Here is an 18,894-nt window from a genome sequence, read left to right on the forward strand (position 1 = left end):
TTCTTACGACAATCTGAATTTAATTGGAGTTGTATATTTCACTCTGACGGGTTTACCGTTCAGCTTTCCCGGTGTCCATCGAGGCATTGATTTTATTACCCGAAGGGCTTCTTCATCCAAATAGGGATCAACACTTGTTATCACATGCGCATTAGTGACACTGCCGTCCGCATCTACTACAAATTGCACTACGACTATTCCCTGCGTACCATTTTCCTGCGCACTCTTAGGATATTTCACATTCTGTGCGATATAGCGCATCAGTGCCACCTGTCCGCCGGGATATTCAGGCATCACCTCTGCATTGTCATATATCTTATTGGGATCTTCAGCCTCCGCTTCCTTTTGCAGTTCAGCCGCCAATTCGGCTTGCAGCCTGGCTCTCTCCGCTTCCTCGCGCTCATCGGTTTCTTCAACAGGAGCTATATACGGCACTTCGGGAATCTCTGTTTGAGAATCATACTCAGCCTCCTCTGTATTCTGGCTTTTACTTTCGGGTACAGACGGAGCTTCGGGCGGAATTGCAGCAATAAGCGCCTCCCAATCTGCCAGACGTTGGGCAAGGTCTCGCTGGTCTAAAAACAGATGAAAAGAACCTGACTTTTCAGTTTCTACCTGCAAGCTTCGGTCGGAAGGATTATAGGTCAATGTGAATTTCTCCTCCCCCATTGCCAATACAGCCGTATTTCCGTTTAATTGCAAAATGGAATCCACTCGATATTGTCGGAAATCCTCCTCTATCTCAATCATGAAGAAACCATATCCATATCCCTTTATATCCTTATTATACAATCCTAATTCAGCGTTTGCAAATTTTGCGCCATCTTTCGAGTTCCATTCACCTACAAACGGATGCTCCGGATCCGTCGAAGGAATTATCCTGTGTATTTTGTCTTCCAAATTGACCTTAAAAGACTTCTTTCCATTGCTCCATGTACCTGTCAAAGAATAATTTCCATCATACTCCCATAACTCCATTTGAAAAGTTCCGGTATTCTTCCCGTTGACAAACTCATTGACAACGTAATGCAATCCATCCTCTATCTTCCCGCTCAACTGAATTTCCTGTTTGTTCCGTTTATAGAAATAGGTGCCATACAAAGAATCGCCTTCCTGCTTTAAACACATTTGCACTTCTGATTTTCCAACCCTTCCCTCATAAAGGGCTTCTTTAATGGCGGGCATATTTACCGCTTCCACAGTCTCTCCACCCTTCAAACAAAAGAACAAAACAGACAGAAGCACCAACACTGACACGCCCCCTATTATATAGTATTTCTTATGTAAGCCAGGCGAAGCAGGGACTTCCATCGCTTCCTTAATCGGTGGGGCTACAGGCTGAGGTTTATCATTAAAAGCATTTGCAGCAGAAGGAGAAACATCCTGCGGAGAGTATTGCTGTTTCTCTATAGACACCAACGATGCAGATGAATCCGTTTCCGCATTTTCTGGATTATGATCCACTCTTGCACGTAGTTTGCGGTTCCATTCTTTACGATAAGTAACCAACAGCCAAATTTCAGCAAATAGCACTCCCCAACCTATAATGACACAGACAGTCTTTAACACCGTATCACCGGCAGAATCAGGAATAAGCTTGGCAGCGACAAGCGACAGAAGCGAAGTGACAAGAATATTAAGTACCGGATGCAGCCCCCAACAAAGAGTTTGCAACGGGTACCATTTATAGAATGAACAAAGATGACCTAAAGCTGCAACAAAGTAGGTCAATGAACAAAATATCAATAGATACGGCCCTATTCCCATCATCTGCCTTATTTCATGCCCCCAGTAAGACGTCCCGGTATTTTGGGAGCTAAGAGCAACAACCATAAGAATAAGGCCAACGCAGAAACCAAGGCTATAATAAAAGTCCACGACACTTACAACAAAATGTTGAAAGATTTTAGACAACGTTATCTTCAAGATTCCGATAACCAATATGGCAGCAGCCATCAGAAAAATAAGGAATAAATAAAAGCCACCGGAATCTTTATCTATATTTTCCGCAACAGTGAAAGATTCAACAACTTTCCCATCTATTACGGTTTGAACCAATGGGACATAAAGAAAGACTAAAAAAACAGAAACAGCTATCAGAATATTATAGATACCGGAATTGGTGCCCGATATTTTTACATCAGAATGCATCATATTATATTGGATTATGATACAAAAAAAAAGGCGGAACCATTCAACCTATCCGGTCCTGAGGTATCGCCAAACACCGCGCCCAAGGAATAAGTGTAAACAGTTCACGCCCATAGAGCGCGAACTTCAACATCTTATATCTCTTGGGCTTTCCAATTGGCGATTTTCAGGACCAAGCAATAAGAGCTAAAGCTCTAATATGTATAGAAAGAACGGAAACGCTTTTCCTTTGTTTGTTATTAATAAATAGAAATCATTAAAAATTACGTAGTCCGGCATTCTGTCGGGCTACTTCCAAAAAGGATATTTCCTTTTTACATCATAGTTTTGTCATCTTCCATAGGCAATCCGTTTTACTGATCAAACAAGTATTTTATCGCTTCAAAGTTAGATAATACATATAACATTACAAAATTTCACCCGACATTTATCATCAAAAAGTTTTATTCCTTCTAAAAATCCGATGCATCTCCTGCTTTCAGTACCTCCCCCCTAACGGAAGAAACTTCCCACCGCATAAAGAGGCACGTTCCCCATCACGCACAAACTCCTTACCTTTCCCCTGCAAAAAGCTTGCATATCTACCGAAGCATGATTACCTTTGCCGCTCAAGATGGCATCTTACGCAGTACGAGATACCATCTTGAACAACACAAGATGCCATCTTGAGCAGCAAAGCAAAGGGAGTTATGGTTCATAGGGAAACGAGTTTCAGGCGTTAAGTTCCTATGCAGCTGACATTAAGAAGCATAGCTATCATCAACAGCATCAATCAACAGGAACAAGGATATGGGAATGATTTATTTAGTAAGAAAGAAACTCTTCCGCTCCAAGGAAGGAATGAAACAACTGTATTACGCTGTGCAGCGCACTCTGCAACCGCGCGGCGGAGTGACAACCGAAAAGCTGGCACAACGCATGGCCCACCGTAAAGGCATGAGTGAGGGCGACGTACAAAGCGTACTGGTGGACCTGCCCAAATACATAGAGGAAGCGCTCAGAGAAGGCGAGTCCGTCACCATCAGAGGCCTCGGCTCCTTCAACCTCGCCATAACAAGCGAAGGCTTCGAACATCCCGACGACGTGATGCCTGGCAAGGTGCAGGTTTCACGCATTTACTTCAAACCGGACCGCTCGTTGGTGGGAAGGCTACGCCAAAACATGGATTTCTTCCGTTACCCGCTGAGCAAGTACTTCCCCCACGAAATGCTGCGCCCCGAAACGCTGGAACGCGAACGGGTACATACCCCAAATACGCCGGAAGACGAAGCAAAGGACACCGGAACGGTAACAGACTGAAAGAACTGAAAGTAACCCACAACCGGACATTTCAGCGTAAACACCTTACACACAACAGCCTGAAAGCTGATGAAAGAAATGAAAGCATAAAACAACCTGATTATCGTACAAACCACGCCTAAAAATGCAAGAAGTCATTTAAAACAAATCTTAATCTTCTGCAAGCGAGACAAAAAAGATATTTCAATTCAAGATTATTACGTATATTTGCAAGCTAAATTAAGAGAACGAAAAAGTGCCGCAAGAAGCCGGAATGAAAATCAAACGGCTTAGAGTTATTAACAAAATAGGCGACTTATCAACAGATTTTGCAATCTTTCTCTTTTTTAGTAGGCGCAATACGGAATTATCACTTATTTCGCTGCCAATAAACACTAAGAATATGGGAAAAATTATTGCTTTGGCAAATCAAAAAGGTGGTGTAGGAAAAACAACGACTACGATTAACCTCGCAGCCTCCCTCGCTACCCTGGAAAAGAAAGTGCTCGTTGTGGACGCAGACCCGCAGGCAAACGCCTCTTCCGGTTTGGGTGTCGACATCAAGCAGGCGGAATGCACTATTTACGAATGCATTATCGACCGGGCCGATGTCCGCGAAGCTATCCACGACACGGAGATTGATACACTGAAAGTGATATCCTCCCACATAAACTTGGTAGGCGCCGAAATAGAGATGCTCAACCTGAAAAACAGGGAAAAGATTTTGAAAGAAGTGCTTGCCCCACTGAAGGAGGAGTTTGATTATATCTTGATAGACTGCTCGCCTTCACTGGGACTGATTACCATCAACGCGCTCACCGCAGCCGACTCCGTGATTATCCCCGTACAAGCGGAATACTTTGCACTGGAAGGTATCAGCAAGCTGTTGAACACCATCAAGATTATCAAGTCGAAACTGAACCCGGCACTCGAAATCGAAGGTTTCCTGCTGACGATGTACGACTCGCGCCTGCGTCAGGCCAACCAGATTTATGACGAAGTGAAACGCCACTTCCAGGAATTGGTGTTCGACACCGTCATACAGCGCAACGTCAAACTGAGCGAAGCCCCAAGCTACGGTCTGCCCACCATCCTGTATGACGCGGACTCCACCGGAGCCAAGAATCACATGGCACTTGCCAAAGAACTGATAAGCCATAACAATTAACCAAAAACGAAGAACCATGGCACAAAAAAGAAATGCATTAGGACGCGGGCTGGACGCCCTGCTCTCAATGGACGAAGTGCAGACCGAAGGCTCTTCTTCCATCAACGAAATAGAGTTGTCGAAGATTGTCGTCAACCCCAACCAGCCGCGTCATGAATTTGACGAGACTGCCCTTCAGGAACTTGCCGATTCAATCTCTGAGATAGGTATCATTCAGCCCATCACCCTGCGCAAACTGTCGGACGATGAATATCAGATTATTGCCGGAGAACGACGTTTCCGCGCCTCGCAACGGGCTGGTCTGAAAAGCATCCCCGCCTATATCCGCACTGCCGACGACGAAAACGTCATGGAAATGGCGCTCATCGAAAACATTCAGCGCGAAGACCTGAACTCCGTGGAAATCGCCCTCGCCTACCAGCACTTGCTGGAGCAATACGGCCTGACCCAGGAACGCCTCAGCGAGCGTGTCGGCAAAAAGCGCACCACCATCGCCAACTATCTGCGCCTGCTGAAGCTGCCCGCCCCCATCCAGATGGCCATACAGAACAAGCTGATAGACATGGGACATGCCCGTGCGCTCGTCACCCTGGGTGACCCGAAGCTGCAAGTGAAGATATTCGAAGAAATCATCGAGCACGGATATTCCGTACGCAAGGTGGAAGAAATAGTAAAATCCCTGAGCGAAGGCGAAACCGTGAAAAGCGGCGGACGCAAAATCGCTCCCAAACGTGCCAAACTGCCGGAAGAATTCAACATGCTGAAACAACAGCTTTCGGGCTTCTTCAGCACCAAAGTGCAGCTGACCTGTTCGGAGAAAGGAAAAGGTAAAATCAGTATCCCGTTCAATAACGAAGAAGATTTAGAACGTATTATCGGCATACTCGATACTCTAAAAAATAAATGACGAAAGGAACAAGAACATATCAATGGTGTATCGCCCTGCTGCTTTGCTTCGTGCAGACGGCAGGGATTGCTATGTATGGGCAAAACCAACCGCGCGCCGCTGCCAGACGGACTTCGGTAGCCACAGACAGCCTTGCCATAGCCGACAGCATCGCTGCCGAAAACAAAAAGCGTCTGTTGGAGATGACCTCCACCGCCACCCCGCAAGTGCCGCCCGCATCGACGGACAGCCTGCACGAGGCAGTCAACAAAAAAGTATTCATCCCCAATCCGACCAAGGCGACCTGGCTTGCCCTCGTCATCCCCGGAGGCGGACAAATCTATAACCGGAAGTACTGGAAACTACCTATTATATACGGAGGCTTCGCCGGATGTGCGTATGCACTTACGTGGAACGGCAAGATGTATAAAGACTATATGCAGGCCTACAAGGACGCCGCCAATGGGAATTGGGATGCCAGCAGCATCACCGACCTTCTGCCTCCCGGATATATAGGTCGCGTCCCCAATTCACAAATAGTAGAAACCCTCCGGAAGCGAAAGGATACGTACCGCCGGTATCGCGACTTGAGCATTTTCGCCTTTATAGGCGTCTATCTGATATCGGTAATCGATGCATACGTAGATGCAGAGCTGTCCAATTTCGATATCACTCCTGACCTCAGCATGCGGATAGAACCGGCTGTAATCAACAATCAATTCAGTTCCGGCACTTCCAACAAGTCCGTCGGGCTGCAATGCAGTTTCCGTTTTTAATGAATAAATAAGCTATACAAAAGAATAATCACACATGAAAAATAAATCTGTAAACATGAAGAAGTTAATCGCTACTCCATTCCTGTTCTGTCTGTCACTTTTCACCTTTCAGGCGCAAGCGCAGGAAAGTGTGGATGTGCTTATCCGCGACAACGGAACAGAACGGCAAGAAAGCATCGAGCTTCCGCAAAGTATGACTTATCCGCTGGACAGTCTGCTCAACGACTGGAAAGCAAAGAACTATATCGACTTAAGCAAAGATTGCAGCACGTCCACAGAGAATCCGCTTTTCAGCGACTCTGTCTATATCGACCGCCTCAGCCGCATTCCCGCTGTAATGGAAATGCCATACAATGAAATTGTACGCAAATTTATTGATATGTACACAGGCCGCCTGCGCAACAACGTATCGTTCATGCTGAGTGCCTGCAACTTTTATATGCCTATTTTTGAAGAAGCGCTCGATACCTACGGCCTGCCGCTTGAACTCAGATATCTGCCCATTATCGAATCCGCCCTCAACCCTTCCGCAAGGTCGCGCGTCGGCGCTTCCGGCTTGTGGCAGTTTATGCTGGCTACCGGAAAGATGTACGGCCTGGAAAGCAACAGCCTCGTCGATGAACGCTGCGACCCGATAAAGGCTACCTGGGCAGCCGCCCGCTATCTGAAAGATTTGTATGCCATCTATCAGGACTGGAACCTGGTGATTGCCGCTTACAACTGTGGTCCGGGCACCATCAACAAAGCCATACGCCGCGCCGGAGGGAAAACAGACTACTGGGAAATCTACAATTTCCTGCCGAAGGAAACCCGCGGATATGTGCCCGCATTCATCGCAGCCAACTATGTGATGACATACTATTGCAAGCACAACATCTGCCCCATGGAGACCAACATTCCCGATGCTACAGATACCGTTCAGGTAACGAAAAACTTACACTTTGAACAACTTGCCGACATTTGCGGCGTCAGCCTGGAAGAATTAAAAAGCCTGAATCCCCAATATAAGAAAAGCGTTATCCCCGGTGAAAGCAAAGCGCAAACCCTCCGTCTGCCGATGAATTACATCAGCACATTTATCGACAGCCAGGATACGATTTACGCCCACCGCTCCGACGAATTATTCAAGAACCGCCGAACGGTAGCCATCTCCGAAACCCGCTCCACAGCGCGCCGCGCTACAACCGGCAGCGGAAACCTGACACGTCACAAAATACGGAACGGCGAAACGCTGGGTAGCATCGCACGCCGTTATGGCGTCACCGTCAAACAACTTCAAAGCTGGAACGGATTGCGCAATACCAACATTTCCGCCGGAAAGCAACTGAAGATATATAAATAAACGCACAAACGCTTGTATGGTGTTGAAATTTGCTTATTTTTGCAACAATTGAAGAAAGGAGAACAGGTTATGGAGGAGAATGTGAGCCAGAAAGATAAAGAAAAAGTCGAAGAAGAAATGATAGAACAGGCTTTCCAGCAACTGTTGAACGACTATTTGGCAACCAAACACCGCAAGCGTATTGAGATTATAACAAAGGCATTCAATTTTGCCAACCAGGCGCATAAGGGCATCAAACGCCGTTCAGGCGAGCCCTACATCATGCATCCGCTTGCTGTGGCACAGATTGTCTGCACCGAAATAGGTCTGGGGTCTACATCCATTTGTGCCGCCTTGCTGCACGATGTGGTAGAAGATACGGACTATACCGTGGAAGACATAGAGAACATATTCGGCCCGAAAATCGCCCAGATTGTGGACGGGCTGACCAAGATATCCGGTGGCATCTTCGGCGACCGGGCTTCGGCACAAGCAGAGAACTTCAAGAAGCTGCTGCTGACAATGTCCGACGATATACGCGTGATTCTTATCAAGATAGCGGACCGCCTGCATAATATGCGGACGTTAGGTTCCATGCTTCCCAACAAGCAGTTCAAGATTGCGGGCGAAACACTGTATATCTATGCCCCCCTCGCCAACCGCCTGGGACTTTACAAGATAAAGACCGAATTGGAGAACCTGAGCTTCAGATACGAGCATCCCGAAGAATACCACGAAATCGAAGAAAAACTGGCAGCCACAGCCACCGAACGCGACAAGGTGTTCAAGGAATTCACCGCCCCGATTCGTGCGCAACTGGACAAGATGGGGTTGAAATACCGTATTCTTGCACGTGTCAAATCCATCTTCTCCATCTGGAACAAGATGCAGACCAAGCACGTACCCTTCGAAGAAATCTACGATCTGCTTGCCGTGCGTATCATCTTCGAGCCGCGCAATACGGACGAAGAGCTGAACGATTGCTTCGACATCTACGTCTCCATCTCCAAGATATACAAGCCCCACCCCGACCGCCTGCGCGACTGGGTAAGCCATCCCAAAGCAAACGGTTATCAAGCCTTGCACGTCACCCTTATGGGGAATAACGGACAGTGGATTGAAGTGCAAATCCGCAGCGAACGGATGAACGATGTAGCCGAACAAGGTTTTGCCGCCCACTGGAAATATAAAGAAGGCGGTGGCAGCGAAGATGAAGGCGAACTGGATAAGTGGTTGCGTACCATTAAGGAAATACTCGATGACCCGCAACCGGACGCCATCGACTTCCTCGATACCATCAAACTGAATCTGTTTGCCTCGGAGATATTCGTGTTCACTCCAAAAGGAGAAATCAAAACCATGCCGCAGAACTCTACGGCACTGGACTTTGCATTTTCCCTGCACACGGACATCGGCAGCCACTGCATCGGTGCCAAAGTGAACCATAAACTCGTGCCCCTGAGTCATAAGTTGCAGAGTGGCGACCAGGTTGAAGTACTGACATCCAAATCGCAACGGGTACAACCAGAGTGGGAAGTATTTGCCACAACCGCCCGTGCCCGCGCCAAGATTGCCGCCATCCTGCGCAAAGAACAAAGGACAAGCCAGAAGGAAGGCGAGACCCTATTGAACGAATTCTTCAAGAAAGAAGAACTCCGTCTGGATGATGTGCTGATAGACAAATTGGTGAAAGCCCACAATATGAAAAGCCGGGACGAATTGCTCATTGCCATCGGCAACAAGAAAATCGTACTCGGAGACCTGGACAAGAATGCCTTAAAAGAGAAACAGGGAACCAACTGGAAGAAGTTCCTCACATTCTCATTCGGCAGCAATAAAGACAACAAGGAACCGGTTGAAGAGAAAGCGCCGCAGGAAAAGGAGAAAATCAATACGAAACAAATCCTGAAACTGACGGAAGAGAATATACAGAAAAGTTATATCATGGCAGAATGCTGCCACCCCATCCCCGGTGACGATGTGCTGGGATATATTGACGAGAACGACCGGATTATCATCCATAAGCGCCAATGCCCCATTGCCGCCCGTTTGAAGAGCAGTTACGGCAACCGTATTCTTGCCACTGAATGGGACACCCACAAAGAACTCTCTTTCCTGGTGAATATATATATAAAAGGTATAGACGCCATGGGACTGCTGAACGAAGTGACGCAAGTCATCTCCCGCCAGCTGAATGTGAACATCCGCAAGCTGGCCATTGAAACAACGGACGGTATCTTCGAAGGAAACCTTCAGTTGTACGTACACGATGTGGACGATGTGAAAACCATCTGCAATAATCTGAAACAGATACAGAACATCAAGCAGGTAACCCGTGTAGAAGCATAAAAGAAACACCCTATTCTTATTGCAAGAACCGGTAGTAAAGATTATCCCTACAGACTCTTACGTAAAAAGCATAATCATCCTGCTGAAAGAGTGACAAATTACATATATAAGAATATAAACTATAAAAAGCACATTAGTATGTTTAACTCAAAAAAAGGAATAGACGATAAAGTTAGTAACCAATTGACCACCCTTTCCAGCCAGAGTTTAATCAAAGGTGACTGTTCTATAGAAGGAGATATGCGTATCGATGGAACTATAGAAGGCAATATCCGGTGCACCGGCAAAATAGTGATCGGCCCCGAAGGAAGAATAAACGGAAACATTTCCTGCACGCATGCCTGCCTGCATGGTACTATCATTGGTGATGCTTATGTGAAAGATGAACTCACCCTGAAAGCCAACTGCGTGATGCAAGGCAACATCTATACCACGAAACTGGAAATAGAATCGCAAGCCAAATTCAACGGAAGCTGCAATACGAATGACATGAATCAGGAAGTAAAATTGTTGGAAGCCGTTACCGAATAACATTATTTACAATAGATTCAAGTATTCCAAAACCATCTTTGCAAGAAAAGTTTTATACTGCATAGACACCCATTATTGATATAAAATAGCTATTTTTGCAACCTATATCAATGAAGTATACTATGATAGTCGGCAAATATATAAATTTGGGAACGCTCCAGAAGCTGCTGTTTGATGATGAAAAAATAGTTATTTCCGATGAATGTATTCAAGAAGTAGATAAGAGTTTTCGCTTTTTAAGGGATTTCTCCAGTGATAAAATTATTTACGGAATCAATACAGGATTCGGGCCTATGGCTCAATATCGGATTGAAGATAAATCATTAACAGAGTTGCAATATAACATCATCAGAAGCCACTCTACCGGAGCGGGAAGACCATTGCCCCCACTTTATGTGAAAGCTGCAATGATTGCCAGATTATTCACTTTTCTTCAAGGGAAATCAGGCATACATACAGAATTGGTAGACCTGCTTGTTAAGTTCATTAACCTGAACATTTCCCCGTACATACCCGAACATGGCAGCGTAGGCGCCAGTGGAGATTTAGTGCAACTTGCCCACATGGCCTTAACCCTGATAGGAGAAGGAGACGTTTTCTATCAGGGAGAACTGCAACCCACCGCCCGGGTACTCGAAAAGAATCATCTCAAACCTTTCTCCATACATATACGCGAGGGACTTTCAGTGACAAACGGTACTTCCGTAATGACAGGTATCGGCATTGTCAATCTGATTTACGCCCGCCAATTGCTCAACTGGTCGGTATGCGCCTCAGTAATGATGAATGAAATTGCCGCATCGTATGACGATTTTATCTCTCAGCCATTGAATGATGCCAAGCTTCATAAAGGGCAACAGAAAATAGCTGAAGCTATGAGGACCTGGATATCAGGCAGTAAGTGTACCCGGAAAAGGGAGAATGAATTGTACGGGCAAAAACACGAAGAAAAGATTTTCGAACATAAAGTGCAGCCCTACTATTCGTTGAGGTGTACTCCGCAAATATTAGGCCCGGTTTATGACACCTTGGCAAATACGGAAGAGGTGCTGATAAACGAAATCAACTCAGCCTGTGACAATCCGATTGTAGATCCGGAGACGCAAAATGTTTATCACGGTGGAAACTTCCACGGTGACTATGTCTCTTTCGAAATGGATAAACTGAAGATAGCCATTACCAAATTAACAATGCTCAGTGAACGCCAGCTGAACTACCTGTTCCACGACCGCATAAACGGCATACTTCCCCCATTCGTCAACCTGGGCGTATTAGGATTAAACTATGGACTCCAGGCGTCACAGTTCACCGCCACTTCCACAACAGCCGAATGTCAGACCTTATCCAATCCAATGTATGTGCACAGCATCCCGAACAACAATGACAATCAGGATATTGTGAGTATGGGAACCAATTCCGCATTAATGGCAAAAACCGTTATAGAGAATTCTTTCCAGGTTATGAGTATTCTGTTTATGGGCATCGTACAGGCTGTAGATTATCTGAAAATACAGGAGAACCTAAGTGCGAACTCACGCTGTGTGTATAATGAAATCCGGGCTTTTTTCCCCGTATTCACCCAAGACACTCCCAAATACAAGGAAATAGAAGCGATGAGTGAGTACTTGAAAAACAAGAAATTCAATTTATAAATGAAATACGCGTTAATAACAGGCGGAAGCCGGGGCATAGGACGTACTGTCAGCATAAAACTGGCAGAGATGGGGTATACAGTACTGGTAAATTATCAGAGTAACGATAAGGAAGCAGCGAAAACCCTGCAATTGGTCCGTGAAAAAGGCGGGGACGGAGAATTGCTGAAATTCGATGTCACCGACCCGAATGCAGTGACCGAAGCCATAAACTCCTGGAGCATACGCCATCCGGAGGATTATATCGAAGTGCTGATAAACAATGCAGGCATACGCAAAGACAACCTTATGCTCTGGATGACCGGAGAAGAATGGAACAGTGTATTGGACACCAGTCTGAACGGTTTCTTCCATGTCACCCAGGCATTGCTTAAAAATATGTTAGTCAAACGCTTCGGGCGCATAGTCAACATCGTTTCACTGTCAGGTATCAAAGGTATGCCCGGACAAACCAATTATTCCGCTGCCAAAGGCGGTGTCATTGCAGCCACCAAGGCATTAGCCCAGGAGGTAGCAAAGAAACATGTGACAGTCAATGCCGTAGCGCCGGGATTCATCCGCACGGAAATGACTGAGGATATCAATGAAAACGAGTGGAAAAAACACATCCCTGCCGGACGCTTCGGCGAACCGGAGGAGGTGGCAGAACTTGTCGGCTTCCTGGCATCCCCCGCTGCCTCTTACATTACGGGTGAAGTGATTTCAATCAATGGAGGACTGCATACATGAGAAGGGTTGTCATCACAGGTATGGGAATCTACTCGTGTATCGGTAAAAATCTGGACGAGGTAACAGACTCCTTATACAATGGGAAATCGGGGATTGGCATTGATCCCGAACGAAAAGAATTGGGATATCTATCCTCACTGACAGGTATGTTGGAACGCCCCGAACTCAAAAAGTTACTGGATAGGCGGAAGCGTCTTTGCCTGCCCGAACAGGGTGAATATGCCTATATGGCAACAGTAGAAGCATTCAGAAATGCAGGCATCGACGAAGCATTTCTGGAAGCAAACGAAGTCGGAGTTTTGTTTGGAAACGATAGCAGCACCGCACCCATTATCAATGCGGTAGATATTATACGGGAAAAGAAAAATACGGTTCTGGTAGGTTCCGGTTCAATCTTCCAGTCCATGAACTCGACTGTCTCCATGAACTTGTCGGTCATATTCAAACTCAGAGGGGTGAACTTCACCATCTCCGGCGCCTGCGCAAGTGGTTCACACGCCATCGGCATGGGGTATCTGCTCATTAAATCGGGATTACAGGACTGCATCCTGTGCGGAGGCGCGCAAGAAGTGAATCCTTTCTCCGTAGGGAGTTTCGATGGATTAAGCGCCTTCTCTACCCGCGAAAACGAACCGCAGAAAGCATCCAGGCCTTTCGACAAGAACAGGGACGGACTTGTGCCCAGCGGCGGCGGTGCCAGCCTGGTTCTGGAGAGTTACGAATCGGCAGTGAAACGCGGCGCTACCATACTGGCGGAAGTTATCGGCTATGGTTTCTCTTCAAACGGAGAACACATATCCGTGCCCAATATAGACGGGCCGAGACGCTCATTGGAAATGGCCATCAAGGATGCGGGAATTGCTTTGGAAGAGATAAAATACATCAATGCCCACGCAACATCCACTCCGATAGGAGACTTGAATGAGGCAAAAGCCATAGCCGAGGTATTTGAGGGGCATCGTCCATACGTGACCTCCACTAAATCCATGACCGGTCATGAAATGTGGATGGCAGGTGCCAGTGAAGTTATCTATTCTACTTTAATGATGCAGAATAACTTCATTGCCCCCAACCTGAACTTCGAGGAACCGGACGAAGCATCTGCCTTGCTGAATATCCCTGCTCAACGAGTACATACGGAATTTGATACATTCTTGTCGAACTCCTTCGGATTCGGTGGAACAAATTCCACATTAATCATCAAAAAAGTAAAGTAATATAAGTATGACCAACGAAGAAATCATCGAAAAGATAAGAGAAACCTTATCAGAAGAATTTGAAGTAGATATCGACCTTATCCAATCTGATGCTCCGCTCATGCAAACATTGGAGTTAGACAGCCTGGACTTGGTGGATATGGTAGTATTGATTGAGAGAAACTTCGGTTTCAATGTAACCGGACAGGATTTTGTCGGAATCAAGACGTTCCAGGACTTCTATAATCTCGTCATCACCCGTATGGCAGAGAATAAAAACGAATAAGCAAAATGTGGAAAGGTAAAACCCGTGGCGGCGCATCCGGATACTTGTTTTTCATTTACATGATCAGGTATCTCGGAGTTAAGGCCGCTTATGGTTTTCTGACTCTGATCGTTCTTTATTTCATTCCGTTTGCTCCGAAAGCAACAAAGAGTATCTGGCAATACTCCCGCCGTATACTAAAACGGAACCGTATGCGCTCGGTGGGATTATTGCTGACCAACTATTATCGTCTGGGACAGATACTCATCGATAAAGTAGCTATCGGAAACGGGATGGTCGGCAAGTATCATTTCAAGTTTAATCACTATCAGGAATTTCTGAATATATTGGATGGTGACCAGGGAGTAATCATGATTGGCGCCCACGTTGGAAACTGGGAAATAGGAACTCCCTTTTTCAATGATTACAGCAAGAAGATGAACGTGGTGATGTATGATGCCGAACATCAGAAGATTAAAGAAATACTGAAAAAGAACGGCCGGCAGCAACCCTATAAGATAATACCGGTCAATGAAGATAACCTGGCTCATATATTCAAAATTACAGAAGCACTGGATAATAAAGAATATGTCTGCTTTCAAGGAGACCGTTATCTGAATGCGGACAAGCTGCTGACATGTACATTTATGGGACAGGAAGCATCTTTTCCAATCGGCCCTTTCCTGCTGGCAACGCGGATGAAGGTTCCGGTAGTTTTCTATTTTGCCATGAGGGAGGCTAAGCAAACCTACCATTTCCACTTTATTCCGGCAGAGAGTGTAGCACGTTCAAAAGAAAAGAGAGCCGAGCAGTTATTGCTGGAACAATATGTGAATGCCCTGGAAAAAATAATCGGCCAATATCCCGAACAATGGTTCAATTACTATCCTTTCTGGAAATCGCCTGAATAAAATAAAATTAATAGAATGAAACTATTCCCTTCATTACAAAAAAGGTATACCAAAGAGCGGTTCACCGCTGTGCAGGCTCAACGGCTGGCACAGGAAATAGCTTTTGGCCCCATCGTGTTCCAGGTTTCGCGCCTGATGCTGAAATTCGGTATTTTCCGTTTGCTTTCCGACAACCGGGAAGGCATGTCACTGGAACAGATCAGCCAAGCCACCGGATTATCAAGATATGCGGCACAAGTTTTACTGGAAGCATCACTCACAATCGGAACCCTGTTGGTAAAAGAAGACCGATACCTGCTGGCAAAGGCGGGATGGTTTCTGCTGAACGATGAGATGACGCGAGTGAATATGGATTTCAACCAAGACGTAAACTATAAAGGTTTGTTTCATCTGGAAGAGGCATTGGTGAACAGCCGTCCGGAAGGTTTGAAGGAATTGGGAGACTGGCCTACCATTTACGAAGGACTGTCCGGATTGCCCGAACAGGTACAGAAAAGCTGGTTTGGATTCGATCATTTTTATTCAGACAATTCTTTCGATCAGGCACTCGAAATTGTATTCAGCCATTCGCCCCATACTTTGCTCGATGTGGGTGGAAATACCGGAAGATGGGCCGCTAAATGCGTACAATATAATAAAGAGGTGGAAGTTACCATCATGGACCTGCCCCAACAGCTGGAAATGATGAAGCAGAAAACAGAGAACACTCCCGGACATGAGCGTATTCACGGACATGGTGCAAACCTCCTCGACAAGAATATGCCCTTCCCGAAAGGATTTGACGCCATCTGGATGAGTCAGTTTCTGGACTGCTTCTCCGAAGAAGAAGTTATCAGCATACTGTCCCGCGCTGCCCGGTCGATGTCCGTAGATGGAAGACTTTACATCATGGAGACTTTCTGGGACCGGCAAAAATTTGAGACAGCTGCCTATTGCCTGACGCAAATCAGTATTTACTTCACTGCGATGGCAAACGGCAACAGTAAAATGTACCATTCGGATGATATGGCACGGTGCATCCGGGAAGCCGGTCTGGAAATAGAAGAGATATATGATAATCTGGGATTAGGACATAGTATTGTAAAATGCAAATTGAGATGAAAAGAGTTCCCATCATACAGGGCGAAGGAATCTGGAATCTGATACCGCAGCGTCCTCCAATCGTTATGGTAGATTCATTCTGCGGTATAGAAGACGATTGTTCCTACTCAGCCCTGACCATCACTGCTGATAATATCTTCTGTCAGGGAGGTGAATTACAGGAATCCGGCATTATCGAACATATTGCCCAATCGGCGGCTGCCCGGATCGGGTACATCTATTTGCAGAGAAACGAGCCGGTGCCGTTAGGATTTATAGGTTCGGTAGATAAATTAATCCTTCACAGACTTCCGAAAGTCGGACAGGAATTATCCACTGAAATTACAGTCATTCAAGAGGTATTCGACATCACTCTGATATCGGCTTGCGTAAGTACTGCGGAAGGAGTTATCGCAGAATGCCGGATGAAAATATTTTTAGATAAGAAATGAGGCGGAAAACAAATCTACACACAGCAGCACTTACTGACCGCACCACTGTAAGGGTACGCTTCAGTGAAATAGACTCCATGCAAATCGTATGGCATGGTGAATATGTACGCTATTTTGAAGATGGCAGGGAATCTTTCGGAAAACACTACGGATTAGGATATATGGATATCTATGGAGAAGGCTATATGGTACCCATTGTCGATTTAAACTGCCAGTTTAAACAACCGCTCTCGTTTGGTGAAGAGGTAATCATTGAAACCCAGTATATTTCTTGTGAAGCCGCAAAAATCCAGTTCGAATATGTACTGTACCGGGCTACTGACAATAATATTGTGGCTACCGGAAGCACGACTCAGGTTTTCCTGAATAAGGACAAAGAACTGGAATTAATAACCCCGACTTTTTATCAGGAGTGGAAAAAGAAATGGAACATCCTATAACTGTATATATCACGGCAGATTCCCTTATCAGTTCTTTGGGAGTAAATACCCGGGAGAACATAGAAGCAATCCGGAAATACCAGAGCGGAATCACCCAGCATGAAGCGGGAGACATATCCGACGCTCCCATATTGGCTGCCACTATTAACAGGGAATTCTGGAATACAGTCAATGGACTGGACACTTATACACGCCTGGAACAATTATTCATACTCACTATCCAGGATATTCTTTCCCATTCCGGTATCAGTCTGGCAGATGAAGATTGCGGTCTCATCCTCTCTACTACAAAAGGGAATATCGACTTATTGAGCGGGCATCCCGAAGAACCTGACATCCAAACTTACCTATGGGAAATGGGAAGAAGAATAGGTGGATATTTTCAGGCAAACGACCGGGTAGAGATTATCTCCAACGCCTGCATATCAGGAGTATCTGCCTTGATTGTAGCAAAACGATGGATTGAGTACGGAAAATACAAAAAAGTCATCGTAGCCGGTGGAGACCTCCTCTCCCACTTCATCACCAGCGGATTTCTCTCTTTCAAATCCATCAGTTCGCAAATATGCCGTCCTTATGATGCCCGGAGGAATGGACTAAATCTGGGAGAAGCCTGCGGTGCCGTCTTATTAAGTTCAGAAGGGAAAGAGACGGATATCATACTTTCCGGAGGAGCCATCAGCAATGATGCCAACCACATTTCCGGCCCGTCGCGTACAGGTGACGGACTGTACTTTGCCATCCGTCAGGCTATGGAGGAAGCATCGGTCACTGCCGGAGATGTCAGTTTCGTTAATGCACACGGTACCGCCACCGCCTATAATGACGAAATGGAGTCCAAGGCCATTCATTTAGCCGGACTGGAAAGGGTTCCGGTCAATAGCATGAAATCCTACTTCGGCCATACCCTAGGAGCATCGGGAGTGATAGAATCCATTATCTGCATTCACGAATTGAAGGGAGAAGAGCTATTTGGCACATTAGGTTATGAAGAATCCGGTGTAAGTATGCCCATCATTGTTCGGGCAGAACATCAGGAAATCCCCATGAAGCATTGCGTTAAAACAGCGTCCGGTTTCGGAGGCTGTAATGCGGCAATTGTCCTGACGATTCCCGAATATCAGAAGCAATCTATGAAAAAACAGACAATGGCAACCATCCACACCACTGCAACCGTTTCCATTGAAAACTCCGGTTTACGCATGAACGGAGCAACCATTTTTTCATCATCCGCCCCCGACTTTGCGCAATTTATCCGCGAAGCATACAAAAACACAGGCGGAAGTAACCTGAAATTCTATAAAATGGACGACCTTTGCAAATTAGGATATATCGCTGCCGAATACCTCCTGAAAGAGAAAAACTTCCAACCGGAAGAGATTGGGATATTGCTGGCCAATTCCGCATCTTCACTGAATACGGATATTCACCATCAGGCCATCATCAATCAGGGAGGAGACCACGCAGCCAGCCCTACTGTTTTCGTATATACATTGCCGAACGTTGTAGCCGGTGAGATATGCATCCGCCATAAAATACAAGGAGAGAATACCTTCTTCATAGAAAAGGAGTTTGATGCCGGCAAACTGGAAGAATATGCACGGATTGTAATGGAGAAAGGGAAGTTGAAAGCCTGTGTCACCGGCTGGTGCAACTTCTTAAAGGGAGAATATAAAGCTGATTTTAAACTAATTGAAGTACAATATTGA

Annotated in this window: 16 protein-coding genes and 1 pseudogene; 16 read left to right on the plus strand and 1 reads right to left on the minus strand. The window is 45.9% G+C overall.

Annotated elements, in window-relative coordinates; genetic code table 11:
• Positions 1-3: 3 nt before the first annotated feature.
• Positions 4-300, minus strand: a pseudogene (locus BUC01_RS26150) (energy transducer TonB); the annotation flags it as partial.
• Positions 301-2,940: 2,640 nt separating this feature from the next.
• Here BUC01_RS26150 and BUC01_RS02765 point away from each other — a divergent pair.
• The 16 genes from BUC01_RS02765 to BUC01_RS02840 all read left to right on the plus strand — a co-directional run bounded on the left by BUC01_RS02765 (position 2,941) and on the right by BUC01_RS02840 (position 18,894).
• Positions 2,941-3,450, plus strand: a complete 510-nt coding sequence (locus BUC01_RS02765) for an HU family DNA-binding protein (protein ID WP_007667090.1) — start codon at positions 2,941-2,943, stop codon at positions 3,448-3,450.
• Positions 3,451-3,832: 382 nt separating this feature from the next.
• Positions 3,833-4,597: a ParA family protein gene (locus BUC01_RS02770; protein ID WP_021968027.1), complete on the plus strand. Its 765-nt coding sequence runs from the start codon at positions 3,833-3,835 to the stop codon at positions 4,595-4,597.
• 16 nt (positions 4,598-4,613) lie between these two features.
• On the plus strand, positions 4,614-5,504 hold the full coding sequence (locus tag BUC01_RS02775; RefSeq protein WP_025831816.1) for a ParB/RepB/Spo0J family partition protein: 891 nt from the start codon (positions 4,614-4,616) through the stop codon (positions 5,502-5,504).
• A complete protein-coding gene (locus tag BUC01_RS02780; protein ID WP_025831815.1) occupies positions 5,501-6,259 on the plus strand; it encodes a DUF5683 domain-containing protein in 759 nt (252 codons plus the stop codon). The genes BUC01_RS02775 and BUC01_RS02780 overlap by 4 nt, the downstream gene beginning before the upstream one ends.
• Positions 6,260-6,293: 34 nt before the next feature.
• Entirely contained in the window at positions 6,294-7,601 is a 1,308-nt protein-coding gene (locus BUC01_RS02785) for a lytic transglycosylase domain-containing protein (protein ID WP_025831814.1), read from the plus strand.
• 69 nt (positions 7,602-7,670) lie between these two features.
• A complete protein-coding gene (locus BUC01_RS02790; RefSeq protein WP_073312680.1) occupies positions 7,671-9,929 on the plus strand; it encodes a RelA/SpoT family protein in 2,259 nt (752 codons plus the stop codon).
• Positions 9,930-10,067: 138 nt separating this feature from the next.
• Positions 10,068-10,460 carry a bactofilin family protein gene (locus BUC01_RS02795; protein WP_073312640.1) on the plus strand — a complete coding sequence of 131 codons (393 nt, stop codon included), beginning with the start codon at positions 10,068-10,070 and terminating at the stop codon, positions 10,458-10,460.
• 122 nt (positions 10,461-10,582) lie between these two features.
• Positions 10,583-12,112, plus strand: a complete 1,530-nt coding sequence (locus BUC01_RS02800; RefSeq protein WP_175560854.1) for a flexirubin biosynthesis tyrosine ammonia-lyase FlxA — start codon at positions 10,583-10,585, stop codon at positions 12,110-12,112.
• On the plus strand, positions 12,113-12,841 hold the full coding sequence (gene fabG / locus BUC01_RS02805) for a flexirubin biosynthesis SDR family reductase FlxB (RefSeq protein ID WP_073312642.1): 729 nt from the start codon (positions 12,113-12,115) through the stop codon (positions 12,839-12,841).
• Positions 12,838-14,058, plus strand: a complete 1,221-nt coding sequence (locus BUC01_RS02810; RefSeq protein WP_025831813.1) for a beta-ketoacyl-[acyl-carrier-protein] synthase family protein — start codon at positions 12,838-12,840, stop codon at positions 14,056-14,058. Before fabG ends, BUC01_RS02810 begins: the two co-directional genes overlap by 4 nt.
• 7 nt (positions 14,059-14,065) lie before the next feature.
• Positions 14,066-14,323 (plus strand): acyl carrier protein, encoded by a 258-nt coding sequence (locus BUC01_RS02815; protein WP_025831812.1) that lies wholly within the window; start codon positions 14,066-14,068, stop codon positions 14,321-14,323.
• A 5-nt stretch (positions 14,324-14,328) separates the two neighbouring features.
• Positions 14,329-15,213, plus strand: coding sequence for a lysophospholipid acyltransferase family protein (locus BUC01_RS02820; RefSeq protein ID WP_034524281.1), 885 nt, complete (start codon positions 14,329-14,331; stop codon positions 15,211-15,213).
• A gap of 15 nt (positions 15,214-15,228) precedes the next feature.
• Positions 15,229-16,314: a FlxJ family methyltransferase gene (locus BUC01_RS02825; protein WP_025831810.1), complete on the plus strand. Its 1,086-nt coding sequence runs from the start codon at positions 15,229-15,231 to the stop codon at positions 16,312-16,314.
• Positions 16,311-16,745, plus strand: a complete 435-nt coding sequence (locus BUC01_RS02830) for a hotdog family protein (RefSeq protein ID WP_025831809.1) — start codon at positions 16,311-16,313, stop codon at positions 16,743-16,745. The genes BUC01_RS02825 and BUC01_RS02830 overlap by 4 nt, the downstream gene beginning before the upstream one ends.
• Positions 16,742-17,185 (plus strand): acyl-CoA thioesterase, encoded by a 444-nt coding sequence (locus BUC01_RS02835; protein ID WP_025831808.1) that lies wholly within the window; start codon positions 16,742-16,744, stop codon positions 17,183-17,185. The genes BUC01_RS02830 and BUC01_RS02835 overlap by 4 nt, the downstream gene beginning before the upstream one ends.
• Positions 17,170-18,894, plus strand: a complete 1,725-nt coding sequence (locus tag BUC01_RS02840) for a beta-ketoacyl synthase N-terminal-like domain-containing protein (protein WP_025831807.1) — start codon at positions 17,170-17,172, stop codon at positions 18,892-18,894. The genes BUC01_RS02835 and BUC01_RS02840 overlap by 16 nt, the downstream gene beginning before the upstream one ends.

The sequence above is a fragment of the Bacteroides stercorirosoris genome (assembly GCF_900142015.1).
In the GTDB taxonomy this organism is placed as follows: domain Bacteria; phylum Bacteroidota; class Bacteroidia; order Bacteroidales; family Bacteroidaceae; genus Bacteroides; species Bacteroides stercorirosoris.

Excerpts from the sequence above, each read along its gene's own strand:
- BUC01_RS02765 (WP_007667090.1), top strand. The coding sequence starts at position 2,941 with ATGGGAATGATTTATTTAGTAAGAAAGAAACTCTTCCGCTCCAAGGAA.
- BUC01_RS02770 (WP_021968027.1), top strand. The coding sequence starts at position 3,833 with ATGGGAAAAATTATTGCTTTGGCAAATCAAAAAGGTGGTGTAGGAAAA.
- BUC01_RS02775 (WP_025831816.1), top strand. The coding sequence starts at position 4,614 with ATGGCACAAAAAAGAAATGCATTAGGACGCGGGCTGGACGCCCTGCTC.
- BUC01_RS02780 (WP_025831815.1), top strand. The coding sequence starts at position 5,501 with ATGACGAAAGGAACAAGAACATATCAATGGTGTATCGCCCTGCTGCTT.
- BUC01_RS02785 (WP_025831814.1), top strand. The coding sequence starts at position 6,294 with ATGAAAAATAAATCTGTAAACATGAAGAAGTTAATCGCTACTCCATTC.
- BUC01_RS02790 (WP_073312680.1), top strand. The coding sequence starts at position 7,671 with ATGGAGGAGAATGTGAGCCAGAAAGATAAAGAAAAAGTCGAAGAAGAA.
- BUC01_RS02795 (WP_073312640.1), top strand. The coding sequence starts at position 10,068 with ATGTTTAACTCAAAAAAAGGAATAGACGATAAAGTTAGTAACCAATTG.
- BUC01_RS02800 (WP_175560854.1), top strand. The coding sequence starts at position 10,583 with ATGATAGTCGGCAAATATATAAATTTGGGAACGCTCCAGAAGCTGCTG.
- fabG (WP_073312642.1), top strand. The coding sequence starts at position 12,113 with ATGAAATACGCGTTAATAACAGGCGGAAGCCGGGGCATAGGACGTACT.
- BUC01_RS02810 (WP_025831813.1), top strand. The coding sequence starts at position 12,838 with ATGAGAAGGGTTGTCATCACAGGTATGGGAATCTACTCGTGTATCGGT.
- BUC01_RS02815 (WP_025831812.1), top strand. The coding sequence starts at position 14,066 with ATGACCAACGAAGAAATCATCGAAAAGATAAGAGAAACCTTATCAGAA.
- BUC01_RS02820 (WP_034524281.1), top strand. The coding sequence starts at position 14,329 with ATGTGGAAAGGTAAAACCCGTGGCGGCGCATCCGGATACTTGTTTTTC.
- BUC01_RS02825 (WP_025831810.1), top strand. The coding sequence starts at position 15,229 with ATGAAACTATTCCCTTCATTACAAAAAAGGTATACCAAAGAGCGGTTC.
- BUC01_RS02830 (WP_025831809.1), top strand. The coding sequence starts at position 16,311 with ATGAAAAGAGTTCCCATCATACAGGGCGAAGGAATCTGGAATCTGATA.
- BUC01_RS02835 (WP_025831808.1), top strand. The coding sequence starts at position 16,742 with ATGAGGCGGAAAACAAATCTACACACAGCAGCACTTACTGACCGCACC.
- BUC01_RS02840 (WP_025831807.1), top strand. The coding sequence starts at position 17,170 with ATGGAACATCCTATAACTGTATATATCACGGCAGATTCCCTTATCAGT.